Source organism: Acinetobacter sp. MF4640, assembly GCF_002018895.1.
Classification (GTDB): Bacteria; Pseudomonadota; Gammaproteobacteria; order Pseudomonadales; family Moraxellaceae; genus Acinetobacter; species Acinetobacter johnsonii.
Map to the genome: position 1 here is coordinate 1 of NZ_MVOM01000035.1, position 26150 is coordinate 26150.

The window sequence follows — 26150 nt, forward strand, 5'->3', positions numbered from 1 at the left end:
GTAATTTATATTTTACAATATAGAAGTACATTAATAAAGATGTTTATATACTTTTTTAATTAACAATAAAAATATTAATGTGGATAATGCAATTTATTTATAAGTCAGCTTCTTTAATATTAAATAAATTGATAAAAACTGTTTGAAGAAAAAATGCATCTTGGTATATACCATTACTAATTTAAAACTTTAAAGACATTACAACTGCTACTTATAAAAACCTACCTTATGGTTTAGTGCTGTGCATCTTAAATATAAAGTTTTACACCTTAAACACCAATTAAACTGCAATAATGATGTGCTTAGAGTCGTATTTATCCCTAAAAATTTAAGGCATCAGCCCTGGCAAAAGACTATTGAAACTACGCATATCAAGCACTTCACTGTAAAAAAGGTCCACTGTGTTTTTATGATTTCTCAACTTCATTTTTTTTATTTTTCCACTGTACTAACAAGAGAGGAGTCAAAAAAGACATTTGCATTTATTGGGCTTAAAAGTGAAAAACATTTTGCTTAAAGTGAAAAACGTTTTAACGAGTACTTTTAGAAAGGTGTTTAACGTTGTAGTATGTGCTCATGTTTTGCATGTGGATTAAGGGTGGTAGTGGTGAGCAGTTTTGAGAATCCTAATAGCTATCCAAAGACATTAAAAGAATATACAAGTCGTATAGAAGATTTTCCGTATTCTACTAAGACTAAATATGATATTGAGCTTAAGCAAAAGATTGATAAACATTTAGATAGTTCAGAGCTAGATTTAAAAATGTTATATGAAAACATATATTCTGAATTTAAAACTAAATCTGAAAATGGATATTATGCGGAATCTACATTTAGAACATATCGTGCATATTTAGTATATGGAATCGGTCTAAAGCTTAATGAGCTAAATAATGGCTCTATTAATGATGAAGATATAGATGCTGGTTTTGATGAATATTTTTTAGAAGAACTATATTTAAGAATCATTAACACAAAATATACAGCTAACAAGGACAAACCTAAGCGTACTTCTGAGCTGAAAACAAAGTACTTTGAACGCACGTTTTACAACTACTTGGTAAGAGAATTCGAACATAAGAACGAGAGTAACACTAGGGTTAGTGAGTTTGATCGGATGATGGTTGCTTTTGTTGATGCCAATCTTGTTGTTGGATTGCGTCCTGTTGAGTGGTTTTCCGTTTCATTCTGTTGTGCAGTAAAAGGACCAAAACTGATCATGATTGTGGAAAATGGCAAGGCTACACATGGTCGGGCTAATGGACTTAAAAGGTATTTAATACTTGATGACCTTAAACATGAAGATCAAGAAAAGATATACCTTTACTGGAACTTGCTAAATAGGTATGTGAGAAAGGTATCTAGTTTAAATAAAAGTAGTGGCTATACCTTTGGATGGGATGAAAAACAGACTTTTATTAAAATACTGCAAGAGCGTTTACGTTTAAGTTATATCAATTACTTTAAACTTAGAGGCAAGGTTTTAACTAATGAAGATCAACGACCTACTTTATACAGTACAAGGCATCAATGTATTGCAAATGCTAAGGTAAAGGGTATTGATAAGTTTGTGATAGCTGGTGCTTTTGGACATGCTGGTAAAGATACTGCTTCTAACTTTTATGGGCGAAAGTGGAGAGGCCATAGTGGTTTTAGTATAAAGCCTACTTTAGATTCTATTGAAAACGTTAATGGTAGCCATGAATTTGTTAAAACACTTTTAGCTAATAACCTAGATACCTTTTATTATTTTGATCTTAATATAGCAAATGAGTTTAATACCGACTATTATAAGGACGAATTAAAGTCGGGTTTAGTGATTGACTAAATGGATAACTCTAAAACTAATTTGACTACTTCAACATGGGGCTCTCCTTACGCTGAAGTATCAATAATAGGTAAAAGAAAATACGCAAGGCTTTTAAGAGTGTTGGTTGGTACGTTTGCCTCATTGTGCATTTTAACCGTTTTAACAACGCTTAGTTTTGTGGCTTTTAAACTCACCACAACAGATTTCGAATCTATGGTTTTTGATGACGGCACACCAGTTAAGTGTGTGCTTAGCTCTAAATCAGATCGTCCAATTCCATCTGTTATATATCAGCCAGCGAAATAGGAGTGCTGTTGTGTCTAAAGACAAATCTAATGAAAACGCTGAAATAGGTTCTTGTGATCCTAGTCTTTGGCTAAGAAAACAGGTGGATGAAAAAGATAAGGAGATTGCAAAGTTAAGACGATGGCTTGTTTTCGTGTTTTTCGCTTTTATCGTGAGTGCTGTTCTTGCGATGATTATTTTTGCTGCCTTTAATGCATACCCTAAAGTTAAAGCTGTTCAAACAGTAGATAACTCGGTTATCTGTCCAATCGAAGCATCAAAAAACCCTCGCGTTACTGACGTTGTTATTTCTGAATTCGGTAAGAGTGCAATACTTTCTGTCTACAACTTTGATTTCTTGAACTGGCGTGACGTTATTAACAATGCTGGTTCAATGTATTTCACTGAGGGCGGTAAAGATTCATTGATGAAGCAAATCGCTCAATCACAAACAGTTGGCACAATCGTACAAAACAACCTAACGATGCGAACTACTGCTACTGATGTTCCACAAATCGAAAACCGTGATTTACATGCTGCAGAACCTAGTTGGACTGTTCGTGTTCCTATCACTACTCAATTCTTCTTAGGTGACAAACAACCTAAAGAGACTCACCGCTTCATTGCGACAGTTACTATTGTTGAGCATCCACGTTCTTATCTGAACTACAACGGTATTGCTGTTAAGACAATTACGTTAACTCCAGCGCGTTAATTGGATGAAACTTATGAAATTGAAAAAATTATCTTTGGCTCTTTTTGCTTCTACTGCATTAACTACAATAGTTAATGCTGCTGATATGCCCCCGAATACTTTTGCGGATGCTCAATCTCCTTTGGTTGCACCTGAGGTAGTTGATACAGCATCGGAAATTGACAGACAGGTTCACAACCTTGTTGGTTTGCAGTTCACACCTGAGCAAACAAAAATAGTTAAAGGACTTTTGTTGCAACAAAAACGAAGCCTTTCTAGTCCTTATGTAAATACGCCACAAGCGAAAACCCGTAGTTTGGGTATTTCATTAAACCCTGGTGAGGAACCGCCAGTAATTCGTTTAAGCGCTGGCATGCTATCTACTATTGTCTTTACCGATTCTTCAGGAAATCCATGGAACATTGAAAAGATTTCTTTGGACCGTGGACGTTTCTCAGATGGTTTGGGTGAGCAAAACGAAAAAGAGCCAGATGAAATCCCTGAAACTAACATCCTTTCAATCGAACCATTAGATCCAGCTGCTTTCGGAAACGTAACGGTCACATTAAAGGGATTGGGTGCTCCAGTAATTTTGATGTTAGCTACTGGCCAACGTGATTTAGATGTTCGTGTAGACGCACGTATACCTGGTCGAAGCCCAACAGCCAAAGCTATGTATTCAACAGGCAATCAAACATCGATTATTCCAGATGGTGTGAGTTTGCAATTTATGGATGGCTTGGCGCCTGAAGGTGCTGTCGAAATGCGAACCGATAGTCCTAATGTCCGTGCTTGGAAGTTTGGTGGCTATATATATGTGCGTAGTAACTTTGGTGTTATTCAACCAGCCTTTTTGAGTTCTTTCCGCGCTAACAACGGTATGAAGATCTTCCGTTATGAAGATTCTGAAGATCTGAAATACATCACATTTTCAACGACTGGCGGTACACCTAAAACTGTTTACCTCGAAGACGCATTTTAAGTCATTAAGTGAGAAGTAAAAATGGATTCAACGAACCAACAAAATAACCCGAATGACATTGAAGAGAATTCTAGTCGTAGCACTGAAGTAGGTACTACCGATGAAACTATTATTTCTGCAAACCAAGTTCATTCAGAAGAAGACCAACCTAAAAAACTGAAAAATACAAGTATTAAAACTGCTAACAAAAAACGTGTTTTTGCAGATACGCGCTTTCGCGTTGTTGCAATTATTGGTTTGGTAGTAGTTGGTGGTTTAGGCTTTTTTATGTTTAACCCAATGGGGAAAAGTGACCAACTAGCTTTAGATAATCAGGTTGCTATTGCTACACCAGAAATCCAAGGACAGGGTACAAATGTTATCCCTCCTGAATACGTAGAATATGAACGTCAAAAACAAGCTGAAGAAGCTGCTCAAGCTGGCAAAAATGGTGAAAGCTATTTACCCGAATTTAAAACAGTTGCAACACAAGATCCAAACGGCGATCTGAACGATCAGAATTTTATTACAGGTCCAAATGGGCAACCTGTAAACGGTTCTGCAAAAGGTGGTACACCAAACATTACGCTTGAACTTGACCAGATGGCCAGAGCTAATATGGCAAATCAAGGTGGTGCTAATGGTGGCGCATTACCTCAACCAACTAGCGGTGGTCTACCACAACAACCACAAGCACAAAACGGTGCTAATCAAAACGCACCGATTTATCAAACTAACTACGCGCAACAATATGAACATGCTTCATCTGCTGCTAATGATGTTGCTAGTGTATATAGCCAACAAGCAGCTGCTAATGCAGAACGTAATGTTGCAACGCGTGAATTAAGTCAAACTGCTTTTGTTGATCAACTTGCTGCGTTTTCTAATACAAAGAACAAGGTCAACGGATATTCAACATATAAATATTCACACAACACTAAAGCATCGGAAGGGCAACAAAACCTTGGAAGCTTGAACGTTGCGAAAACGACTAGCGAATCTACTAAAGGACTAGCAATCATTAAAGCTGGTACAACAATGAAAGCGCGTTTAGATACAGGTGTGAATACTGATAAAGGTAAAAACCTATTTGCTACTGTTATTGGCGGTAAATTTAACGGCGCAAAACTTATTGGTACTGTTGGTCTGAATACTGCGGATATTGAATTTAACTTTACCCGTATGTTGTTTAAGGGCGAAGAGTATGCAATCCAAGTACGAGCTTTAACTCTTGGAACAAAACAATCGGGTATGGCTGATAAAGTCCAAAAACACACTTTGCAAAAGCTTGGCGGTATGGTTACTGCTGGAATCTTTGAGGGGTACGGACAAGCCTATCAAAACATTGGTACAACCCAAATCACAAATACTGGCAATGTTGTAAGCACGAAGGAAGAGCCAAACGATAAAGAAATTGCCGGGAACATCATTGGTAACGTTGGTACGGAAATGGCGAACATGGCACGTACATCAACAGTTCGACCAACTACGTATATCGTTAACAGCGGAAAAGTATTTGAAGTCTTTTTTGATGCTGACGTAACAACACCGAAAAGTAAGGGGTAAGCGAAATGTCTGATAATCAAATGACTGCTGAACAGGCAAAGAAAAATCTAAAAGATGCTGAAGGCAAACCCCAAAAAGGCGAAGGTGGTGCGAAGGGTGGTATTCCTCCAAAACTTCTTATTGTTATTGGTGTTATTGCCTTAATTATGATTGGTACTTTCTTTTGGATACAAATGAGTAAACCAAAAGACGTCAGCACGGCAGTTGCTCCAGAACAAACACCAGAATCCATTGATACTGTTGGTCAAGGCATTCAACAAACACAAGCAACATACATCCAAAATCAACAACCTTTAAAGGACAATAGTATTGCTGATGATACGGCGTTCATTGTTGATGAAAATATTGTGTTTAAAGATCCTACCACTGGTCAATACATGATTATGTACAAATCCATGTCGTATCCGATTGATTCTGATCTAGGAAAAGAGGCAATTAGCTTCTATCAAAGTCAGGGTACGAATGCACTTGTTTTATTACACCGTTTGCAAGAAAAAGAGCAAGCGCAAGGGCAAATACAAAACGGCGAACAAACTGCAGTTGCTCAATCAGAAACCAAAATCAAAAATGAACAACTGAAAGCTGAAAATGACGATCTTAAAAACCTTGTTGAATTGCAAGAACAGGCAATTAAGGAATTAAAGACTAGTTTAATCACAATAGCTAAAGACCAGACTAAGCAAAAGGCTTTAAGTACATCGGGATCTAAAACCTTATCAATTCCAAAAGGTGCAAAACGTTTGGATGCTTTTGCGGTTGTAGGCGATCGTGCTTGGATGACAGATTCTCAAAACCATACATATACAGTCTATGTAGGTCAGAAGATGCCAGACAATCGCACGGTCTATGCTGCTGACGAAAACGAACAAGCCATTTGGGTGAAATAAGGAAAATAGCGTGGATGCATTAGATATAGTTAAAGCGATATTAAACATATACGGTCCACTACTAAGCTTTATACGCATTTGCTTTGTTGTAACGGGGTTGGTGATTACTGGCACGGCGCTTTTTGACTTAGTGCAAGCATCATCACCTCAACAAAAGTTCTTTGGTCATGGAATGAAAGAGCCTACCACTGGTGGGGCATTGTTGAAGGTTCTTATCGGTGGTGCTTTTGCATCACTTGGATATGACGGATATATCATTGGTGCACTAGGTTCTTCATTGTTTGGTGGTAATGGCATAGAACTTGTAACGGTACAAAGTTACTTGCCTAATGCTGGTGCTAATGATTTAGGTGCATATATCGTTACGGCGGTTGTAGGTTTTACGCAACTGGTAGGGATTATAGCGGTAGCTCGTGGCTTATATGGTTTTGTAGAGAAAATTGATGCTCAAGGCAATGCGACATACCGCAAAGCATGGGTTTTAATTATAACAGGTGTATTATGCGTATACGTTCAGGACGTACACAATGCCTTTGTTAATACCTTTGGAACACAAATAGGAGGTACCTTTTTTACAATATTTTAAACAATCTTCTTAAAATAGGGTGAGAGTTTCTTAAAAACCTTGTATAAGATATTGAAGATATTTAACGAGAAGTTTAAAATTAAGCAACTTAAAGCAATAGGGTTTTAAGAATGTTTAATTACAGTGCGGAGATTAGCTCCCGTATATTAAATAAAAGGAAAGTGACAATGGTATCATTAGTAAAACACTCAGTTCGCACTGTAAAAGCGACTGCATTCCGCGCAAAAGTAATGTTTTTAGCTTTTGTTTCTGCATTAATGGGTCAAGTTGCATATGCAAACACTGGCACATGGAACCCGGGTGGTTCAGCTTACGGAAAACACGCTGCTGGTTCTGATGCGAATGAAATCTTAGGCCGTGGTGAAACATTAGGTCAAAACGTTTATAAATTCTTAATCGTAGTGTTCATGGTGCTTGGTTTAGGCTTAGTTGGTACTGGTTTGTATATGATGTATACATCAGAAGAAGATCAACAAAAGAAAAAGAAAACTGCTTGGATCTGTATTATTGTAGGTGGTGCGTTATCAATCGTAGGCTTCATCATGTTCTCTGCTGCGAACACTATTACTGGTAAAGCGTAATATAATAATAAATAAGTTTAAAAGCGTGGCTTAGGCTGCGCTTTTTTTATTTTAAAAATAGTATATACATGTTTTAATTAGACCTTACTTAATAGTATTAAGGGGTTTAAGTGAAACATATAAACCGTAAGTTTGGTATTTTAAGACCTATTAACGGCGTAAACGACAAGCAAGAGATACGTCAAGATAAAACTATCCATGATGGTTTTAAAACCAATGAGACAATAAAGCAAATAATGTCTTCACAACCAGCTAAATGCTATTTTTGTGATTTCTATGACGAATACTTTTTAGAGCCACATCACTTAGACGGCGATCATAGCAATCATACGGCTGAGAACATTGTAGCGGTCTGTACGCTATGCCATGCACAAAACCACATCTTTGCACTATCACTGGAAAAGAAAGCTGAAATATGCGTATTGAGTACGAACATACCTCAAGAGATCTTTAATCAATATCAACGTTCATTACTGGTGTTATCGCATAAGTCTGACAACCAAGATCCTGAGCTTGCTAAGTTCGCACGGCGACATCGCCAAAGCTTGCTTGTAGAGCCGTTAAAGCGCCATCAACGCCCTAATCCTACAAAGATGTCTGAAGCAGAATACGCACGTAATATGTTTGAGGATATACAGGCGTTTAATGCGATTAAGACACGAGCCCAAAGCATTGATACCCAACTGTACTTCACGGACATTAAGTTCAACACAATGGCTGAATATGAAGAAGCCAAGCAAGAAGATATGTTGGTAGCGAACGTTGATTACGTAGACCAGCTCCGCAAGTACAAAGAGTGGTATTTGAATGCCATCAAAGAGAACAAAAACTTTTCTTTGTATCAACTCGCAAAAGCTTTGGAAAAGGTATCAGACGAAGCATACGAGAGCTTTAATCTGCCAAACCACTACATAGTATTTTCCCCGAATATCTTTACTGACGAGCAGTATGAGTACTACCAAACACTAGATGTATTTAAGGGTTTGGGTGATAAGTGAGCTCACAAAAATGACAGAATGCTTAGCAGATACCGAATACATAGATATGAGCTTAGAAGAGGTTATATCGGGCATAGTGTTACAGCCATTTAAGCCTGACATAGTGAATGATATAGCGGTATTGGATAGCGTATTTGAGACGGACATATTGAATGATGAATACTCATTTATTGGTCCATACATCTACAAATATTGGGAACTTGGGATAGATGCACTACCAAAGGAAACGCACGATCAGCTATCGATATTTCGCTTATGCGTTATAGGTACTGAGGCTTTCAACTTCCTGAACGATTTGTATATACCAACGACACGGGACACTGGCCATACATCTAACACGCTATTGCTACTCCATGTTGTACATATAGCGATAGGGAATCAGACAACAACTGGTGAAGACACAACGGGGCATTTTCAAGATCCACTGATTAAAGCGCTACTGTTGATGAATATCCCCGTTAACAGCGATTGTTTGCTGTTGGATGACACTTTGGTACACCTAAACAAAATAACGGCGCTGAGTGGCTTAGACGTTGAAATACAGGTTAAGCAAAGTGTGAGTGTGAAGCATAAGAAATTACTGAGCACCAACTTTGGATTTGACAATCCATTATCAATTATAAGCGTTTTGGAACAAAAGAAACTGTCTGAAGAACTGACACGCTACTTTCCGATGATACACCTACCAACGTCCGTAGAAGATGCGACAAACCAGATAGATACGGGCAACTTAAAAATGAGTTCGCTGCAATCTTTTTGTATATACCAAAACTTAAAGCTATCGGTGTCTAAAGTTTTCCACGAACAGGGCTTATACCAGAACAAAGAGATCTACATAGAGCTTGATAAGGTTCACTTCCAACTTAAAAATACAGGTTCCTTAAACTTCAAGGTGGGTACTTTAGGGGAAAGCCAAGAGGTTTTAGAAACGGCGTTTTGGCAACTGCTTAATAAGGGTTTAGTGTTTGACCTAAATAGTTTTAAGAAGTATGTCGAATTAAAAGAGGACGAAACCGTTAAAACTGATGTATTTACTAATTCAAAAAATGATAATATCCCTTTTAACAGTACCTTCTATGAGCTTTTATTAAGGTTGGTTTTAGATACAAGCTTAAAACCCTCTGTTAAAAGTCTTGAGGTCGCAATTCAAAAAAAGGATTTCGACAGTGCGATTAACGTTTTAAGAGAATTACCGTTTTTTAGTGCTTAATGCTTAAAGACATGTCTAATCAAAGATAGACGTAGAAAGGTGAATTAATAAAGGTGTTTAAATGAGTAAGAAGAAAGCTGAGAAGTCTGGTTATAATAAGACTGGTTACTCCAAGATTGAAATTATATTGATGTTATTCCTACAAAGCATGAAAGCTGACGTAGAGGATTATTGCGATTTAGAAACAGTATCGGACGAACATACGTTTGTCACAAAAACTGGTGCAATGATTACGATCATCGAATATAAGGGGATTAAGAGTTTAATTAGTGGTGATGCATTCAGCCGTCAAATTGGTTTGATGACGAGCAACATGCGTAACTACTTCAAAGACCGTGGACATACGATTCATCTAGCGTTCAAAGTAGACCATGAGACGCCATACGCCATTCATGACTTGAACGCCATGCAAAAGGCGACCACGGCGCGTTGTGCGATGAATCTAGACATCATCATTGATGAAATGACAGAAACCATTTCAGGCGGTGTATTTAACGAAAGCTGTTATATCGCTTTAATCTCTGAGCCAACCTTACTATCGCCAATCGATAAAGCTCAAGACTCAAAAAACCGTAAAAAGCTACTGTCGCAAATTACAATGCCAAGTACGGTCAATGCTCAAGACATGCTTAAATCATCGGACAGCTTATACGTACACCATGAGTCTTTTGTCTCACAATTCTTAAACTCACTCTCAACTGAAGAATTTCCAGCAATCTATGAAGTATTGAATGTTATTGAAGCTGGTCTAACGATTAAAAAACAAATTGCCTCACATTCAACTTCAGATGACTTCACCTTGTCTGTGCCGATGTTGAATACACGCTTACCGATGCGTTGGAAAGAAATACCATCAGAACATGATGCGTCACACGTTTTGTATCAACCGATCTCAGAACAACTCATGACGAATGCGATCTTACCTGGTACAAGTCAAGGTTCATTCTATCCAGTGGGAAGTGTTATCACTGACGGCGTAGTATATGCGCCATTGATGGTAGATATATATCCAGCTAAGACGAATACGTTTGAAACGCTATTCCGCTTACTACACCAGGCCAAAACGCACGACACTAACGGTAACATCCGTTCTATCCCATATGCGGTGAGTTACTGTATTACTGGTGATGGTATGGCTGGAACCATGATGAAACGCACGTTATCAAGCGTTATTCACTTTATGACGGCACAAAACAAAGCCATTCGTAATGCTGGTAACATTTTGATGGCCACTAAAAATGACCTAGATCAAGTAGACACTGTTGCTGGTCTGCAAATGACCATGATGACATGGGCACCGAATACCGAAGATGGTGTAAACATTCTTGTAGGACGGCGCCAAAAGCTTTGGAAGAGTTTTGAAGCGTGGGGCGGTGCAAAAGTCATGGAACAGGCTGGCGATCCTATTTTGACTTGGGCATCACATATACCGGGCTTGATGGTACGTAATCACGCACCTATTTCACCAGCACCGTTGTTTGATGTGTTCTACATGTTACCGCTGACACGTATTAACTCACCATTCCATAAAGGGCATCAGCTCAACAAAACCTTAGACGGTAAACTGATTATTCTTGATTCGTTCTCAAATGAAGTGACTGTATGGACGACTATTAACATTGGTAAACCGGGTACGGGTAAATCGGTCACAATGAACAAAGGCATGCTTGAGGACATCATGATGCCTGGTAACGAACGTATCCCGTTGACCTATATTGTCGATGTGGGTGAGTCAAGCCGTGGGTTAGTAGAAACAGTGCAAGATTCATTGCCTGAAGAGCTACGTCACTATGCCATCTATAAGCGTATTAAAAACTCAAAAGAAGAAGCGATTAATCCGCTTGAATTCAGTATGGGCTTACGCTACCCGTTGAACTACGAAATGCGTCAAATGACAGCGTTTTTAAGTTCATTGGTAACACCGCCTGAATTGAAAGGGCAACCAGCCAAAAACACTTCTGACGTTATTGGTGCGGTCCTACGCCGTACATTCTATTTTGCTGATGATACGAATGCTGACCATAAAGCACGTAAGTACATGCGCTTTGCAGATCCAGAACTAGATCGCATCATGGAAAAACACGGACTGATTGAGCCACATTCTGAACAAGGTAAGGATATTTCTTATTACGCTCTACGTGATCTTTTCCATTCAATGAATGAGATCCGTGGACGCACGTTGGCTCACCGTTACGCAATGCCGACTATTGGCGATATGATTGAAACACTTTCTGATTCATCAATTTTAGATGTTTGGAGTGATGTTCATATTGATAATGAACGAGCACTGGACTTTTTGGCGCATCAGATTATGGCTGCACAAAATACCTATCCAGCATTCTTCTATCACACCAACTTTGACATTGGTAACGCTCGTGTAGCTTCTATCGACTTAAACGAAGTTGCGACATCATCAGATCCTAAAACTACATCGCTATTCTTCCAGATTGTACGGATGTTCATTAAACGTAAGTTCGCCGTGAGCCGTGACGATATTCCAAAATTCCCACAAGCTTATCGTGAATATGCAACCCAACTGATTAATGAGCTTCTTGAAGACCGCAAAATTATGTCTTATGACGAATTGCACGTTGCGAAAGGCGATCCAATCCTATTAGAAGAATTGGCTGAAGACGCACGTACATTGCGTAAATGGGGTGCTCGTCTTAACTTGGCATCTCACAAAGTAGAAGACTTTAAAGACTTGGTGGGCTTTGCTACGGCGTATGTGATTGTCGATCCTGGTACACGCGAATCTCGTGAAGCTATTCGTGACAGCATCGGTCTAACTCAACTAGAAATGGATGCGCTTGGTTCAGGTAACGTAGGTTTCTCAGATCAAGGCTTAACGTACTTCAGTAAAATTAAACTCGAAAAAATGGAATGTTCGGGCTTATATACCGTTTCACTTGGTCCAATCCTTTTATGGTCACTCAGTACACATCCCGATGAACGTGCGCTCCGTAACTACACGTATGACCTTATCGGTGAACGTGGTAAGGCGTTGAAGGTCCTTGCACAATTCTATCCAAAAGGTGCGAAGAACCAGATTAAGACACGGCGTACCATGATTGAGAAAAATGCCAAAAATAAAGGCACGGACTTTGACGAAAACAAAGCAACTGCTTCAGTGATTTCTACCATGGCACAAGAGATGGTTGTTGAATATCAACGCTATGAACTTGAGCAAAACATGAAGAAAAAATTACTGAACCAACGTAAGTCTGAAGCTGTTTCTTCTTAACTCCAATCAGCTATATAGATTTGCGTTAATTGGTATATACATTGAAGTGCTTGGATATGGGTAAGGTCGTTAAACAACGACTTTGCCTATTATCCTGAAGATAAAAGAGTAGGTCGCAAAGTATGGCTTCTACACAAAAATACGGCACACAAACAAAGTTCAGACCTAGTTCGCTTAAGCGTGATACACGATCAGGCTTAGAGAAAATCCATTTAAAACTTACAGCGCCAGACGGCGCTAATTATTTGGTTGGCGTTCTTGGTGCTATTGCAGTTATTTTGTTTGTTGTTCCGTTTGGCGGTGAGATATTTATAGGGATCGCGTATTACCTATTAAAACGCTACACACATCCGAATGATTACTTTTTTGAGTGGCCATTCCGTGCGCCGTTGCATTCAAACTCACTGGATGCGTCAACTGACATTACATCACGCGTAAAAGATGACGTACTGGACAATCCAAAAGCCTTTTTGGAATACGCACGTACCAATCGCGATAAGCTACAAGGTGAGGGTGTGACTTACCTTGGTCGTTGCCGTGAAACTGGTCTACCTGTTTATGCATCCAACTCCGATGACCGTACACATCAAATTGTGTTAGGTACTACGGGTTCGGGTAAAACAGAATACATGCTAGGTAACTGTGCCAACCAGTACGTACAAAACTCAGGTTATATCTTTGTAGACGCAAAAGGTGATACCAAGGCTCAACAAGACCACTATCGTTTATGTAACCGCTTTGGGCGTAATGAGGATCTATTAACGATCAACTTCATTACCTCAGGTCGTAACATGCTACGTGCACAAACCGACAAGATGACCAACTCAATGAACCAAATGAGCAACACCAGCTCAGGGATGTTGATTGAATTCTTGATCAACTTGCTTGATGACTCAGGCGGTGGCGGTGGTGACATGTGGAAAGGTCGTGCGATGGCCTTTATCGCTGCACTTACACGAGTTTTGGTCTATCTACGTGACAATGGCTTCATTCAGCTTTCACCAAAAGTATTCACGCAATACATGGAACTTGAAGCACTTGAAGAATTGGTATTTTGTCATAACGATAAATACGGGATTGACTTTGAACGTGTGGCTGAACAGCTTCAAGGCTACCTCGTTTCATTACCTGGTTATTCAAGCAACCCTAAAAAGTTAAAGAAACAAGAAACCAAAACCCGTGAGCAACACGGTTATATCACCATGCAGTTAACCAAGGCGATTAACGACTTGACGTTTAACTATGGTCACATCTTTGGTGTAGAGCATGGCGGTGATATTGATATTTTTGACGTTGTACTTAACCGCCGTATCTTAACTGTGCCATTACCAGCTCTTGAGCGTTCACCAGACTCACTCAAAATGCTCGGAAAATTAATCATTGGCTCAATTAAACAAATGATGGCTGGTTCCCTTGGTAACAAAATGGAAGGTTTACGCCGTGCCATTATTGACGCACGACCAACCAACGCCTCTACTTCATTTAAGCTATTTTTGGACGAATGGGGCTACATCGTTATTGTCGGTGCTTCGGTTTTACCAGCTCAGGCACGTTCGCTTAACTTCTCTATTACGTTCGGTGCTCAAACATTTGAAGATATTGAACGTGGATCTAAAGAGGAAGCAGCTGCTACATGGGGTAACACGACCGTTAAAGCCATTGGACGTACTACTTCGGGTGCTGAAAGTACAACATACAAATTGGTTGATGGTTTTGCTGGTGAAGAGTGGCAAGGTAAAGTTAACTCAATCAATATGTATCAAGGTCTAGTATTCAACCGTTCGGTACCACAAACAGAAGTCCAGTTCGCCAAAGAAAAACGTGTGACAATTGAACAAATTGCCGGACAGCACAACGGCGAATTTACCTTGCTCATATCAACTAAAGGGGAAGGTGGTAAAACTTCAGACGTTAAAATCGTATCAATGTTGGCGTTCTATGTGGCTGATACTCAACCCAAGTACTTACGCTTAAATGACCTTTGCCCAATCTTCAATATCCAAAAATCTGAAATCTACGATCCTACTTTAAAAATTGAAGACTTCATTCATGAGATTGAGGAAAAACACACGCTACTGACAGACAACAATTCATCTGCCAATGTCACGGCGCTTGGTGATTTTGAGATCTGCAGAAAGCTCAATAACACCTTGTACGAAAACAACAACACGGTAAAAGACTTTACTCAAGATTTTGTACATCAGATTCTTGAAGCAAGACGTCTTGAATCCATCACACCTGAAGGGATGGCACCTGGTCAAAGAACAGTAATGTCTTCGTCCACGGCGAAAGGTGAAATCTCCAAAGAACAAAAACACCGTGAAAGTATTGTTTCAGCACAAAAAGAAGCAAGTGATAAAGACCAGACTATTGAGAACCGAAAACAGTTGCAGTACTTCGGTAGGGGTTCTGATATTTCACCTCAAGTAGAAGCTGGTGCTTACAACAATGCGGATCTTGATGCTGAATTTAATATCTATGGTGAACGTATAAGCGAACCTGAACAGGCTCAACAGGAAAGTGATGCTGAAACTGTGACTCGCGCCGTTATCACACCAATGAACCTAGACAGCTACTATGATGAATTGAAAGAGATCCTAACAGGATATGACTTAACCGTTGCGCCAATTACTGAATATCAGCTTGTTCAGATACCACGCCATGTAAAACCTGAAGATCAGACACAATACATTGCGGAAAACAAAGCCAGTCTTGATCAAGCCATCTCACATAGCACTAAAAATGAAATGGAATTCGTAGAACAACAGTATGCAGCTAAGTTTGAAAAAGCTTTGATGAAAAACCCGTTCTCGCACGAATGCGTTACTTTTGAAAAATTGTTGGTGATACTTGGTTCAAAAGGTTCTTCAGCTTCATTACGATCAGGCATTACAATCAAAAAAAAGGATGACTAAACGCATCCATGTAGAAGACATAAGGCTGGTTATCCAGCCTTTAGTTTTTTTGGGTGAGCTGTTTGTACTTAATACGCCTTAATTCATCACTCGGCATGTATTGGGCTATTTCATATTCGCTCTTATACGGCGTTTCATTGAATATGGCCAATAACAACAACTGCGACAGCGGAATGGCTTCAGGCACCATCATTTCGATTAAGCGAAACTTTTCAGACGCATTCACATCAAATGCAACCAATAGCGCCGTATATGGAATGTGGCGATCTGCAAGTGATAAATCGGGGTAAATAGGTTGGTCCTAGTGCTAACGTTTGAAAGTCATACATATTCAAGCAAGAGATAGCTTTAGGTACATTGGATAGGTTCACGGCGTAAGATTCAATGTTTGAACACATATTGGCATCCAGTTTGGTTTTAACCCTAGTTTAGATGCATTTTAATATAATAACTTAGTTTTAACGTGCATATTCTTAAACATAACTAAACCACTTCTTAAAACCTTGTTTTGTTTTAGGCTTAATCGGTATATACCATTGCATAAAAAGTTTAATGAACTGTGTTTTACCCTTTACAATCCTTAATACATCAATTAAATTGCCCTTAAATCACATCCAATATACAGGATATAGGCAATGACTAAAGAACAGCTAGAAAACTTACAAACACTTGGAATGACTGACTATAAAACACGTTTACACGTTAAAGGTGTGCGAATTGTTGAAGTGCAACAGTACTCAAAGTCTGTCGATAACAACGCCGTACAACCACTTGCAACTAATACCACTCAACCGCAATTCTTAAATTAATTTTCCAAAAAAATACTTATAAGCACTTTCTGTATTAATATATCTTTATTAGTTTTAATAAAGCATTAATCAATGGAGTGCTTAAAATGTTAGACACTTTACTTTCGGTATTTTCAGCAAAACATAAGCTTTATAAGAATCTCAAGTTAAAACCCTTTATTGATACCCGTTTAGTCAATTCTGACAGCATCGCCATGACCGATGTTTTCCCTTTTCATCAAATCAAAGATTCTCTTTGTATGACTGGTATATCTCCTACTAATTTTGTACCAGGCAAAAACATTGTTTTGAATCCACATGCCAAAGATAACGATTCCATCAGCTACCTTGGTCAAGATACGCATAATCATAAGCCGTTCTACATCTCTACCTTTGCTGAAGAATTGGCTGAAGTATTTAACCCGATTTTTGCAGAAATCATTCATCTTGAAACACCATGCTTACTTGACCTATCTGAAATTGGGGGCTTCTCAAATTCCAAGTCGGATTTAAGCCAGTACCGTAGCATTGATGATTTTGTAAAAAACGCATGCCCTGATTACATTAGTGATGTGAGTATGGAAAATTTAGATCGAATGTTGTTATGGCCAGAAATCCGTTTATTGAACTCTCCAGATACAACCACTGATCAATTTTTTATCTATGGCTGGAGTCCTAAGATTTTTGTTCAAAATTCTGGTGGATCACATCACATGGCTGCTGCACATTACTTGGCTAAGAAACTGAGCCAATGTGTGCCGATTCAAGGCAAAGTAAGTTTGAATCTAATCTCAAATAAAGCACTTCAAAACTTTGATTCAAAATACGCTGCGTTCGCCGTGCCAGATGATGCATTGATTGATATGGGGAATGATTTATCAGAATCAGGGCTTGAATATCAGCTGGTGTTTTTCCGTGAACGTGAAGTTAATTTTATCTTCTTCAAAAAGAATGATCAGAATGCCCGTGTTATTTCGCTATTCAACAATCTGCATGCTTCATTGAATGGTGCATTAAAGACGGCGGTTCAAGCGCAATTCAAAAATGAAGCACTACTCACCATCATGAGTGCTAACCTCTCTGATACATCAAAAGATCAATTTTTTAGCACACGCCCTCACTTGGCTGAGATCTACAATCACGTTCAAAACGAAGTTTGTTTGAGTGGTCCTAAACCGACTAGCCCGACAATCTAAGGGGTAGGGAATATGGATCACCAATCATCAACTACACCACATGCACTCATTCTCGGTCTGACACTTGAACAGGCCATTTCTGTTTTAGCAAAGAAACCCGTTGATGCTACCCACTACAACTATCTTGAAGATGACGAGTACAACACCTACGTCATGATGAAACCTGAGTGGACTAGTCTCAACAAACATGCCTACCTACATGTAGATGGCTTAACCCATGAGCGTAAATGGATGTTTATGCCGAATGCTTCAGGTGAGTACAACTTGCTAGAGGGCTGTATTGACCTGTTTGAACTTAACCAGGCCATCGAACAGCAATATCTTGTGTTTGAACAATTCCTGAATAGCCACGGCGCACCGTTCCGCAAAGTTGGTGAGAAGTTTTCTTTTGTCACTCAACTTCTCTTTGATGCATGGGTGATAGATCCAGAACGTGCGATTCAAAAACTTCATGAGATGAAGGAAACAAAAATCTCATTACAAGTGCCTTTGCTTCATGGGGATAGTCAGCATGATTGATACGCAAAATACTAATGAAAACATTGCTTCAGAAATTGAAGCTCGTAGCGCTTTTGAAAATAGATACGGCGTGGTCGGTAGTCTGTTGGCCAGTGGCAATTATTCTTCTTGGGTGCATCAGGCGAAATGGGAAGCTTTTCGTGATGGTTGGATGCAAAGTGAAGTAGAAACTAAAAAATCTATCTATCAAATGCAAACACCAGCCATCAGCGATGACCAATTGGAAGTGGAAAAATTACTGCAGTTGCTCGATGACTTTTGGAATAAGAAATGGGGCGATTGGAAATCATCTGCAGATATGGTGGCGCAAGGTGAGGCAAATGCCTATGAACATGCGAGAGGATTGCTTGAAACGGCGATAAAACAAGATGAAGCCACATGCCAGTGGTTACGCAATCAATTGGCAACGATTCAAACTGAATTGGATGCTTTTATCACATTCGTTAATGAACACCTTGTTTACCATGAAAGTGATGGTCCAGATTTAATGTCGAAGATCCAGAAGCTCAAACATTTGATAAAGGTTAAACCATGATTACGGTTCAAATAGAGATGTGTGGCTTTGGGATTAAACGGCGTTGGGAGTTTGGAGATCCGCGCCGTGCGCCAATTACAGTTTTAGAAATGGGCTTCATTAAGGTTTGTAAAATGCGTGGTGATAGCAAACTGGTTGAGTTCATGAGGGGTTATGCAGACGACAAAGAATTCAACTGGCATCCCAAAGTTCGCATTGCACGTAGAAAAGCAGAACGTAAAGCCTATTCGTACTATGACAACCACTACAAACAGCAGATTAGAGAACTTTTCGATCGCCAAAATGTAGACCGCCAAAAACAATATGAATTGGAACGCCAAAACAAAGCGTTATTGGCTGTTATTGAACTTAAAAAAGAACAATCGTAGGTATATACCATGACGGGAATTGAATATTTTCAGAAGTATGGCTGGAGTCACGCCGTCCAGTCCGTTAGTCGAATTCCAAGTGAATACAACGAATATTCACCAGATCTCAAAACTGTTGTTGTAAACGGCAACTTTCGTTATGCGATGGCTGCGGAAATCAGCAAAAAGAAAACTGAAGTCTATGTTACTGAGCTCAAACAAATCATTGAGAGTGAAAAGCTACTAGAAGACTTCTTTAACTTGAATCTGGTTGGTATAGAAAAAGGCTTAAGTAATGCTAAGCGTGAAATGCAAGACATGGAAGAACAGGGGATTGTTGAATTCAACCATCGTTTTGATGACGACCTGACTTGCACCACGGAACGCATGAAACTTGCCATCGCTCAAATAGACCATCTTTATCAAAACAACATTACAAAAAGTGAGTAATGCCCATGTTAGAAATGTTCCAAAATCAAACCATGCGATATATCTCTATTGCCATTGGCGTGATTAGTATCTTTATATTCCTATACCTACTTAAACTCGGTGAGGGGCTTGTCATTAGCCTTATAGTTGCTGTGTTCATATGTGGTTTGAGTTTATTCAAACTGAAAAACTACTATGAAAAAAATAACCCATACATCAATGCAGAACACCTTGCTTGGCTGTATGGTGAATTGCAAGAATATGACCAGGATCTATTCACAACTGTCAGCAATCTGACCAAGAGTACTGGACGTTTAGAATTGAGCCAGCTTAAATCAATCCGTAACCGCTATGCTTCTTCCATGAACGAAACTCAACTACAAGCATTGGCCAGTGAACATACTGAAGAAAGCAAATATCGCTTAGACCAGTACAACTACTCAATTTATGTGATGGATGAAGTCATTAATCAATATTAATGGCTGTAATCTAATGGTGAGAAATATGAGTCAGCAAAAACAAATTAAGCAAAAAGTGAAGCTTTTAAATATATCCCCTCTATCCGCTTTTTTTGGATTTTAATGTCTGAACTCTCAGTCGTTTATGCGTTTTATTCGCCCTTATATGATGAATTATCGGGTGCCAACCTGATCATCATTCTTCATGCAATCTCTATTAACATCGCCGTGTTATATATCTGCTATACGCGGTATCAAATGTATAAAGAGCTACAAAACTATTGAAAGGTTTATAAAATGAACACAACTCTACCTATTCTTATTCATAGCGTTATTGGTGGTATTGGTGAACATCCAGATGCTAAAAAACGAAGCTTAGGATACGGCGCTATCATGCTGTATATACCGATTGAACATATGGTCGGTTCAGGTGTACTTAAGCTGATGATTGATGTGAATACACTGTCGATCTATGCGTCTGAAAATCCTAATTACCTAAAACAACCACATACCATCAATGAAGCTTCTCACTTGTGGAATGCATTGCGCTTTGACAGTGCTTCTAAAGCCAGTCGGAAGGTCATTCATGATAATGGGTATGTTGAGTGTTTGTTTTCCATTCCTATGAAGGTTCTTGAGCCATTTATGGGTGCTGAATTGATTCAAAACGAATTAGGACTTCCATACATGGCCATCGATCAAAGTGACAAGTCGAAATGCATGCCGATTTGGTATGATGTCAGTAAATCGACCAATCAATTTATTGATGGCAACTACAACGATTATCCTGGTGTGCAGCCAACTTAAATTTTTAAGAAAAGTTTTTAGCTTTGATGATTTGTTAATTATTTATATCGACCAGATTGGCGATGATGAAGAGAACAGACTCAATATGGCCCGTTTAATGGGCCACATTTATTTTTATAGATTAGGGATGCTAACTGCGTGAAAACAAAAATCATTTTAAACATCATTTCGTGGACCTTAACCGTCCTAACTTGTTATGCGTGGATTGCCTTTACGTTTATTGAACCAGTTGGCTACACCATGACTTTTCTTGTTATTTTAATATTGATGACAGTAGTGCTCAGCTGGTGCTTGGCAACACCTTATATTAAGACCAAAGACCGAACCAAGCGACTAGACGAAAACTTTAAGCTACTTATGCTCTCTGTTGCTGTTGTTCCACTCCTAATGTTTCTACTGTCATATGGTTTTATATGGTGTTTCAAGACGCTAGAAAAGAAACAGTTCAACCATGACCATATTGCTGCGATGGTACCGGGTAGTAACTTCAATCAACTACAAAAGTTTGCCAAGGAAAACTACAACGCGCCACTTGTGTTAGGTGACTTTAACGAAAGTTGGGCTTTAACTTCCTTAGATATACCGCAAGCTTCTCCAGCTTCATTAAGATCTAGTACAGGATATTGCCTGGTGAATATGTCTAAAACCAGCATGAACACCATGTATAAAGAAGCAAAAACCGATGTAAGCTACAACGATTGGGAAATGCTGATATTAGCGCACGAGTTATCTCACTGTTTAGATCGTGCGACCGATGTGCCTGGTGAACTTGGCCAGCCACTTAAAGCATTAAATTCAATTGCGCCGTCTGATCGGTCCAAAGTAAAGATGGATGATGTATCTACCTTTGTAACGGCTGAAAGTAGCGGTAAAACGCAACTATGGCGAGAATCTTATGCGGATCTGTTTGCGGTAGGTTTTATGTCACTTGATCCAAAATACGATACTGCAGCGTTAAGAGAAAGCCTGATTAAATTACGTGAAAAACGTAAGGCACAAGATCCAACCCATAATTCGGTGTGTTGGTTGCAGTATTCTAAGAGTCAGCCTTTCCCACAAAAAGGTTCGGATGTTTATTCTTGGGCAAATAACATCAGAATTAAAGCGCCGTGCGAGTTGAAATAACTTGTCTTCAGACAAATTAAAAGCCCGAATTTCGGGCATCTTTTATACCAGCTAATTAACAATAAAAGCCAGGGCTTATAGTTGGTGCAGACATATCATCATAGATGCAATCTATACTGACTGCAGGTTTATCAATGTGGCTAAATAAGCTTGGATTGACCAATTGATTTGTTAGCTTAGATTTTTCTATACTAAAGCCAACCAGTTCAACTTCACAATCACACACGTAATGGAATTTTGCCTTACCGTACAACACAAATACATTAGGTGACTTCTCATACATCTTGAAGTACTCGGCTTGAGTTTGTGACAATGGAACCTCCAGCACCACAAAGCCATTTGGTACGACAAAAACTGCAGATCCATCTTTTACTGAGTAAACGATGGCTTGAACATCAGAAGCACGTTCAAAACCCACACTTTTTTTTATCATTTAGATTACCTTTTTATTTTGTAATATTCGCCTCGAGCGCAGCGTTTCGTACATCAGCTAGGTTTAACCAATGGCGGTGCTCAGCTTTAGTTTTTTCAATTTTGTGTGGTGTTCTTGGGTATTCCCAACTCCAGTAATGCTTTTTATAAATCTCCTTATCTTTCACAAGATACGCCTGTATAGATTGACTATCCTCATTAGTTGCATAGCCAACGCCAAAGTAAATATCTAAACCTTGCTTTAGTGCAGTTTGATAATCGGCTTCAAATTGAATAACAAGGGATTCAATCCTAGCTTCATGAGAAAAGATACTAGATAGTTTTAACATCACACGGCTCCAAGTTTAAGGCAATATGCCTCGAGATAAAACCATTATAACGGTCAAAATCCACTAAATTAGTTTATTTAAAAAAAATTTCATTAAAGTTAAACCCTTGAAGATTAAAACATACGGCGAAAAACTTAGGTTTTTTATTCAATATTAATCAGACTTACTCAAATTTAGTCTAGATGAACTGGTATTTTTAAAATTAAGGCTGCTTCGCGTTCCCATTTGTGAACAGATTCTCATTTTTGAGAATGAATTATATTTCATTTTTTGACTGACACTGGAACAATTAGCCATAGACGAGTAGGGGGTGGGTAAAGCCATATACCACATTTAAGAAATAACGCCGTAGTGGTGTTAATTCATTGTTAATTGAATATGGTTTGAATTAAGGCTTGATGGAAATGCATTAGTAGAATTATGGGTGCTGAATTATCAAAATTAAGTTTTGGATTATTTTAATCAATTAAAAAAACATCGTTTGCGTTTATAAAGCCAGCAGTTGATCAATTAGCTGATCAACGCAAGGGTATTAACCTTTTTTATGGTTTAAATACTTTTGAGTACGTTCTAATAATTTCGGGATGGTTTTTTCTGCTTCTTCTTGGGTGAGATGCAAACCATAAAATTTATTAGTTGTTCCGTAGCTTTCATTAAGTACTGAATAGGGAATATATAAGGTGTACATGTCTTGTTCTACTGAGTACAACGTGATGAAGTCAGTCGTATATGAAAACTTGCCATTTTCGCTCTCTAGCTTGATTTGTTGGTGTTTAACGAGCTTGAGTGGTGAAATGCAGTCACCGCCATAGATCGCAACTGTGCCACGCTCTTTGTACAGCTTAATGAGTTTTTTGGTGCATTTTAACGGCTTGCCGTGTTTGTCCAATTTTGGTTGGTTGCGAACAAAGATGTTATAGCGAAGATTCGAGTCACCAAGCATCCCGCTTGTTGTTTCACTGATGGTCAATTGGCGTTTAGACTTCTTATAAAACTCTAATAAGCGTTGCTGTAAATTGAACCGTGAAACACCGCATTCGATGTCAAAATCTAGACTTTTAAAAGCGTTTTTATTACTGTTGTTTCCAAAGTAACAAACTGCATCGTTAAACATTTGCGTTAAGTTTGCAAAAATTAAGAGAAAGTCGTTTTGTGGGTACGGACGTTTTTGATACATGCACCCAAACTCACTGTCTGACAACTTATAAAAATAGGTGCGAACGCCAGTATAACTGCAAAGTGAATCATAAATGCGTGTGCCTTTAATTTGAATCTGAGTAACATAGCTAGATGAAAATTCAGGGGTAGCCCAAAGCATAGGGCTGAACAGGATGTCTTTCACTAATCCATTGTCGTATGCACGGTCGCCAACGCGACTCTTTTGGTTAATGCGGTCGTTTTGGGTGTAAACATGGATGTTCTTCAGCTCCAACGTTTCACGTTTGAACACGGTCTTTTCAGCGGTAGCAGTAGCGGTCGTCATGGTGAAGTTCCTTATCGGCTTAAATACGTGTGTGCAAAAATTGCTTGCATGGTTTTAAAAATTTGGTCTGTTTCAAAGTAGTCAGAAATTTGCTCTTGGAATGGGCTTTGATGGTTGCGAACCAACGTGCGAATCGCAGAACTATTTAAGGTGTCTGAGTTGGTAAAACCATTTTTTAGTACTTTGATCTCAAAATATGGGCTAGTGGATGCAATCACACTGACAATAATGTTGCCGTCTTGGTCTGTCTTAACTGACAAATCAGCAATTGGGCTTAGCTCATGGCGTAAAAAATACATATTGTCGGGGTTATAGATTGCTTTAAATCTGATTCCGTCTTGGCATATAGCGCAAAACAATTCATTCACCGACTCAGCAGTAAAGATCGCCCCAAACGTCACAACAACAGGCCCGACATTTTTTTGCTGTTTTTCATCATGTTTGATGGTTAGCTCGCAATGCGCTGTAATTAGGTTTTGCATGGTTTATATCCTCAAATGTGATTCAGTGGCATACGCACGTTATCCGTGCGTATGGGTGAATTGAATTAAGAAAGTTCGCGTGACCAACAATCTTCTATACGGTCGTATGCGTAGCCGTTTTGAGCCATTAACGTGCAAATGTCTTCAAGGTTTTTGCCAAAGATATTTACTGAGGTAACTTGGTCGAGTACTGATGTATGACCAAAGTTTTCTTTTAATGTTGCAACGTAGATTTCAACATCCATGAAGAAGAAATTTGTTTTATCAGCCAATGTCGGCATGTGCTGTTGAAATTGAAGTTGAGCATAGTCACTATCCGCTTGAAGATCCGCAAGGGTTAAATCACAGTTGTTGTCGATGTAATCTGAGATTTCATCAAACAATGTTTCCATGTGAGCACCGCTAAAAGTTTTAGGGAAACCGATGTATAAAGTGCCTTGTAACTGTACTGATTGAGCGTTTAAATTTGACATGCTGTTCACTCCAAGTTTTAAGCTTTCTGCTTTTGATAGTTTCATTTTATTGGAAAACACAACCTGGCAAACTTTTCTCGAAAAATAAGATTTTCAATCTTTTTTTAATCAATTAAAAAACATCGCTTGCGTACTAATATGATTTTTCTATTAGCCGTATCGCCGTAATGCATTAAGAATAATTTAACGAGCAATTAGTTAGGGTCTGTTGACATTTTCTGTTCAAAAAAATAGCGAGAAAGTAAAATTTAATCGCCAAACCAAATTTACTTCTCGCTATGCCTCGTACAATGCTGAATGATCAACACTGGTCTAAGTTACTTTCTATTTTCCGAAATTTTAATATCTATTTCAAATCTAATTTGAGAAATTTTGTCGAAGCAATACTTTATAGAATAAGAACAGGCTGTCCGTGGCGTGATTTGCCTAAGGAATTTGGTTCGTATAACTCAATCTTTAAAAAATATAATCGTTGGTGTAAAAATGATAAGTTAATGAAAGTATTTAAATTAATTTCTTCAAATGCTGATGTGGAATGGGTTTTTATTGATGGTAGTCATGTTCGGGCACATCAACATTCTGCTGGAATAAAAGATCAGGATATTTCTAAAAGCATTGGTGGCAATAGTTCTAAAATACACTTAGCTGTTGATGCGGATGGCAATCCAATCGAAATTATTATCTCCGATGGAACGACACATGATGTCAAGATTGCTCCCAAAATGATTGAAAAACTAGATTTGAGTGAAACGGAAGTGTGTTGTGCAGACAAAGGATATGACTCTGAATCATTAAGAGAACAAATATCTGCGAAAAAAACTAAAGCGAATATTCCAAGAAAATCAAATACCCAGTCAAATAATGACCATATGGATTGGTATTTATATAAAATCAGACACTTAGTGGAGAATGCATTTTGTAGGTTAAAGCAGTTCAGAGGAATAGCAACACGATAAGAGGTGGTCCCACATGTTTGAACAACTAAAAGCTTATTTATAAGTGATACTCTG

Annotated in this window: 28 protein-coding genes; 22 read left to right on the forward strand and 6 right to left on the reverse strand. The window is 38.7% G+C overall.

Translation table 11 applies throughout. The features are described from left to right. Nucleotides 1-607 precede the first annotated feature (607 nt). The 12 genes from MF4640_RS12240 to MF4640_RS12295 all read left to right on the forward strand — a co-directional run bounded on the left by MF4640_RS12240 (nucleotide 608) and on the right by MF4640_RS12295 (nucleotide 15737). On the forward strand, nucleotides 608-1828 hold the full coding sequence (locus MF4640_RS12240; protein ID WP_227518656.1) for a hypothetical protein: 1221 nt from the start codon (nucleotides 608-610) through the stop codon (nucleotides 1826-1828). Then, nucleotides 1829-2116 carry a hypothetical protein gene (locus MF4640_RS12245; RefSeq protein WP_032055042.1) on the forward strand — a complete coding sequence of 96 codons (288 nt, stop codon included), beginning with the start codon at nucleotides 1829-1831 and terminating at the stop codon, nucleotides 2114-2116. Nucleotides 2117-2126: 10 nt separating this feature from the next. Next, nucleotides 2127-2810: a DotI/IcmL family type IV secretion protein gene (locus tag MF4640_RS12250; RefSeq protein ID WP_005005897.1), complete on the forward strand. Its 684-nt coding sequence runs from the start codon at nucleotides 2127-2129 to the stop codon at nucleotides 2808-2810. Between the two features lie 85 nt (nucleotides 2811-2895). After that, a complete protein-coding gene (locus MF4640_RS12255; protein ID WP_227518657.1) occupies nucleotides 2896-3771 on the forward strand; it encodes a DotH/IcmK family type IV secretion protein in 876 nt (291 codons plus the stop codon). 21 nt (nucleotides 3772-3792) lie between these two features. Continuing rightward, a complete protein-coding gene (locus tag MF4640_RS12260) occupies nucleotides 3793-5316 on the forward strand; it encodes a DotG/IcmE/VirB10 family protein (protein WP_005028623.1) in 1524 nt (507 codons plus the stop codon). Nucleotides 5317-5321: 5 nt separating this feature from the next. Further along, on the forward strand, nucleotides 5322-6203 hold the full coding sequence (locus tag MF4640_RS12265) for a hypothetical protein (protein WP_005028620.1): 882 nt from the start codon (nucleotides 5322-5324) through the stop codon (nucleotides 6201-6203). Nucleotides 6204-6213: 10 nt separating this feature from the next. Further along, nucleotides 6214-6789 (forward strand): hypothetical protein, encoded by a 576-nt coding sequence (locus tag MF4640_RS12270; protein WP_005028617.1) that lies wholly within the window; start codon nucleotides 6214-6216, stop codon nucleotides 6787-6789. 167 nt (nucleotides 6790-6956) lie between these two features. Next, nucleotides 6957-7370 (forward strand): hypothetical protein, encoded by a 414-nt coding sequence (locus MF4640_RS12275; RefSeq protein WP_005005912.1) that lies wholly within the window; start codon nucleotides 6957-6959, stop codon nucleotides 7368-7370. Nucleotides 7371-7480: 110 nt separating this feature from the next. Then, entirely contained in the window at nucleotides 7481-8368 is an 888-nt protein-coding gene (locus tag MF4640_RS12280; protein WP_005005914.1) for an HNH endonuclease, read from the forward strand. 10 nt (nucleotides 8369-8378) lie between these two features. Beyond that, nucleotides 8379-9578: a hypothetical protein gene (locus MF4640_RS12285; RefSeq protein ID WP_005028615.1), complete on the forward strand. Its 1200-nt coding sequence runs from the start codon at nucleotides 8379-8381 to the stop codon at nucleotides 9576-9578. A 61-nt stretch (nucleotides 9579-9639) separates the two neighbouring features. Continuing rightward, nucleotides 9640-12822: a hypothetical protein gene (locus MF4640_RS12290; protein ID WP_005028612.1), complete on the forward strand. Its 3183-nt coding sequence runs from the start codon at nucleotides 9640-9642 to the stop codon at nucleotides 12820-12822. 122 nt (nucleotides 12823-12944) lie between these two features. Beyond that, nucleotides 12945-15737 (forward strand): type IV secretion protein DotL, encoded by a 2793-nt coding sequence (locus tag MF4640_RS12295; RefSeq protein WP_078389756.1) that lies wholly within the window; start codon nucleotides 12945-12947, stop codon nucleotides 15735-15737. 40 nt (nucleotides 15738-15777) lie between these two features. On the opposite strand, the gene MF4640_RS12300 is transcribed toward MF4640_RS12295, so the two are convergent. After that, nucleotides 15778-15963, reverse strand: a complete 186-nt coding sequence (locus MF4640_RS12300; RefSeq protein WP_058952567.1) for a hypothetical protein — start codon at nucleotides 15961-15963, stop codon at nucleotides 15778-15780. A 409-nt stretch (nucleotides 15964-16372) separates the two neighbouring features. On the opposite strand from MF4640_RS12300, the gene MF4640_RS19450 reads away from it, so the two are divergent. The 9 genes from MF4640_RS19450 to MF4640_RS12340 all read left to right on the forward strand — a co-directional run bounded on the left by MF4640_RS19450 (nucleotide 16373) and on the right by MF4640_RS12340 (nucleotide 21941). Continuing rightward, nucleotides 16373-16546, forward strand: a complete 174-nt coding sequence (locus MF4640_RS19450; protein WP_005005921.1) for a hypothetical protein — start codon at nucleotides 16373-16375, stop codon at nucleotides 16544-16546. An 86-nt stretch (nucleotides 16547-16632) separates the two neighbouring features. Beyond that, nucleotides 16633-17721 carry a DUF6685 family protein gene (locus MF4640_RS12305; protein ID WP_078389758.1) on the forward strand — a complete coding sequence of 363 codons (1089 nt, stop codon included), beginning with the start codon at nucleotides 16633-16635 and terminating at the stop codon, nucleotides 17719-17721. Between the two features lie 12 nt (nucleotides 17722-17733). Continuing rightward, nucleotides 17734-18240 (forward strand): hypothetical protein, encoded by a 507-nt coding sequence (locus MF4640_RS12310; protein ID WP_005005926.1) that lies wholly within the window; start codon nucleotides 17734-17736, stop codon nucleotides 18238-18240. Further along, the gene (locus MF4640_RS12315) at nucleotides 18233-18775 is read left to right on the forward strand and encodes a hypothetical protein (RefSeq protein ID WP_005005928.1); all 543 of its coding nucleotides are present in this window, start codon (nucleotides 18233-18235) and stop codon (nucleotides 18773-18775) included. The genes MF4640_RS12310 and MF4640_RS12315 overlap by 8 nt, the downstream gene beginning before the upstream one ends. Then, nucleotides 18772-19143 carry a hypothetical protein gene (locus MF4640_RS12320; protein WP_005005929.1) on the forward strand — a complete coding sequence of 124 codons (372 nt, stop codon included), beginning with the start codon at nucleotides 18772-18774 and terminating at the stop codon, nucleotides 19141-19143. The genes MF4640_RS12315 and MF4640_RS12320 overlap by 4 nt, the downstream gene beginning before the upstream one ends. Nucleotides 19144-19152: 9 nt before the next feature. Then, nucleotides 19153-19572 carry a hypothetical protein gene (locus tag MF4640_RS12325; RefSeq protein ID WP_000145713.1) on the forward strand — a complete coding sequence of 140 codons (420 nt, stop codon included), beginning with the start codon at nucleotides 19153-19155 and terminating at the stop codon, nucleotides 19570-19572. A gap of 5 nt (nucleotides 19573-19577) precedes the next feature. Further along, a complete protein-coding gene (locus tag MF4640_RS12330; protein WP_033917408.1) occupies nucleotides 19578-20030 on the forward strand; it encodes a hypothetical protein in 453 nt (150 codons plus the stop codon). 276 nt (nucleotides 20031-20306) lie between these two features. After that, entirely contained in the window at nucleotides 20307-20816 is a 510-nt protein-coding gene (locus MF4640_RS12335; protein WP_005005975.1) for a hypothetical protein, read from the forward strand. Between the two features lie 138 nt (nucleotides 20817-20954). Next, a complete protein-coding gene (locus MF4640_RS12340) occupies nucleotides 20955-21941 on the forward strand; it encodes a hypothetical protein (RefSeq protein WP_033917400.1) in 987 nt (328 codons plus the stop codon). Nucleotides 21942-21996: 55 nt separating this feature from the next. Here the strand turns inward: MF4640_RS12340 and MF4640_RS12345 are convergent, their stop codons facing one another. The 5 genes from MF4640_RS12345 to MF4640_RS12365 form a co-directional block, all read right to left on the reverse strand. Next, a complete protein-coding gene (locus MF4640_RS12345; protein WP_024160775.1) occupies nucleotides 21997-22374 on the reverse strand; it encodes a hypothetical protein in 378 nt (125 codons plus the stop codon). A 13-nt stretch (nucleotides 22375-22387) separates the two neighbouring features. Next, nucleotides 22388-22702 (reverse strand): hypothetical protein, encoded by a 315-nt coding sequence (locus tag MF4640_RS12350; protein WP_024160774.1) that lies wholly within the window; start codon nucleotides 22700-22702, stop codon nucleotides 22388-22390. A 532-nt stretch (nucleotides 22703-23234) separates the two neighbouring features. Further along, the gene (locus tag MF4640_RS12355) at nucleotides 23235-24185 is read right to left on the reverse strand and encodes a hypothetical protein (RefSeq protein WP_005005981.1); all 951 of its coding nucleotides are present in this window, start codon (nucleotides 24183-24185) and stop codon (nucleotides 23235-23237) included. An 11-nt stretch (nucleotides 24186-24196) separates the two neighbouring features. Continuing rightward, on the reverse strand, nucleotides 24197-24667 hold the full coding sequence (locus MF4640_RS12360; protein ID WP_005005983.1) for a hypothetical protein: 471 nt from the start codon (nucleotides 24665-24667) through the stop codon (nucleotides 24197-24199). 65 nt (nucleotides 24668-24732) lie between these two features. After that, nucleotides 24733-25140: a hypothetical protein gene (locus MF4640_RS12365; RefSeq protein ID WP_005005986.1), complete on the reverse strand. Its 408-nt coding sequence runs from the start codon at nucleotides 25138-25140 to the stop codon at nucleotides 24733-24735. Between the two features lie 278 nt (nucleotides 25141-25418). Between MF4640_RS12365 and MF4640_RS12370 the strand changes: the two genes are divergently transcribed. Beyond that, nucleotides 25419-26096, forward strand: coding sequence for an IS5 family transposase (locus tag MF4640_RS12370; RefSeq protein ID WP_171263886.1), 678 nt, complete (start codon nucleotides 25419-25421; stop codon nucleotides 26094-26096). Nucleotides 26097-26150: the final 54 nt, after the last annotated feature.

Coding starts and splice junctions, on each gene's coding strand:
- MF4640_RS12355 (WP_005005981.1), bottom strand. CDS start 24,185: ATGACGACCGCTACTGCTACCGCTGAAAAGACCGTGTTCAAACGTGAA.
- MF4640_RS12330 (WP_033917408.1), top strand. CDS start 19,578: ATGTTAGAAATGTTCCAAAATCAAACCATGCGATATATCTCTATTGCC.
- MF4640_RS12315 (WP_005005928.1), top strand. CDS start 18,233: ATGATTGATACGCAAAATACTAATGAAAACATTGCTTCAGAAATTGAA.
- MF4640_RS12260 (WP_005028623.1), top strand. CDS start 3,793: ATGGATTCAACGAACCAACAAAATAACCCGAATGACATTGAAGAGAAT.
- MF4640_RS12365 (WP_005005986.1), bottom strand. CDS start 25,140: ATGTCAAATTTAAACGCTCAATCAGTACAGTTACAAGGCACTTTATAC.
- MF4640_RS12295 (WP_078389756.1), top strand. CDS start 12,945: ATGGCTTCTACACAAAAATACGGCACACAAACAAAGTTCAGACCTAGT.
- MF4640_RS12320 (WP_005005929.1), top strand. CDS start 18,772: ATGATTACGGTTCAAATAGAGATGTGTGGCTTTGGGATTAAACGGCGT.
- MF4640_RS12310 (WP_005005926.1), top strand. CDS start 17,734: ATGGATCACCAATCATCAACTACACCACATGCACTCATTCTCGGTCTG.
- MF4640_RS12325 (WP_000145713.1), top strand. CDS start 19,153: ATGACGGGAATTGAATATTTTCAGAAGTATGGCTGGAGTCACGCCGTC.
- MF4640_RS12305 (WP_078389758.1), top strand. CDS start 16,633: ATGTTAGACACTTTACTTTCGGTATTTTCAGCAAAACATAAGCTTTAT.
- MF4640_RS12285 (WP_005028615.1), top strand. CDS start 8,379: ATGACAGAATGCTTAGCAGATACCGAATACATAGATATGAGCTTAGAA.
- MF4640_RS12290 (WP_005028612.1), top strand. CDS start 9,640: ATGAGTAAGAAGAAAGCTGAGAAGTCTGGTTATAATAAGACTGGTTAC.
- MF4640_RS12370 (WP_171263886.1), top strand. CDS start 25,419: ATGCCTCGTACAATGCTGAATGATCAACACTGGTCTAAGTTACTTTCT.
- MF4640_RS12335 (WP_005005975.1), top strand. CDS start 20,307: ATGAACACAACTCTACCTATTCTTATTCATAGCGTTATTGGTGGTATT.
- MF4640_RS12255 (WP_227518657.1), top strand. CDS start 2,896: ATGCCCCCGAATACTTTTGCGGATGCTCAATCTCCTTTGGTTGCACCT.
- MF4640_RS12245 (WP_032055042.1), top strand. CDS start 1,829: ATGGATAACTCTAAAACTAATTTGACTACTTCAACATGGGGCTCTCCT.
- MF4640_RS19450 (WP_005005921.1), top strand. CDS start 16,373: ATGACTAAAGAACAGCTAGAAAACTTACAAACACTTGGAATGACTGAC.
- MF4640_RS12275 (WP_005005912.1), top strand. CDS start 6,957: ATGGTATCATTAGTAAAACACTCAGTTCGCACTGTAAAAGCGACTGCA.
- MF4640_RS12360 (WP_005005983.1), bottom strand. CDS start 24,667: ATGCAAAACCTAATTACAGCGCATTGCGAGCTAACCATCAAACATGAT.
- MF4640_RS12345 (WP_024160775.1), bottom strand. CDS start 22,374: ATGATAAAAAAAAGTGTGGGTTTTGAACGTGCTTCTGATGTTCAAGCC.
- MF4640_RS12265 (WP_005028620.1), top strand. CDS start 5,322: ATGTCTGATAATCAAATGACTGCTGAACAGGCAAAGAAAAATCTAAAA.
- MF4640_RS12350 (WP_024160774.1), bottom strand. CDS start 22,702: ATGTTAAAACTATCTAGTATCTTTTCTCATGAAGCTAGGATTGAATCC.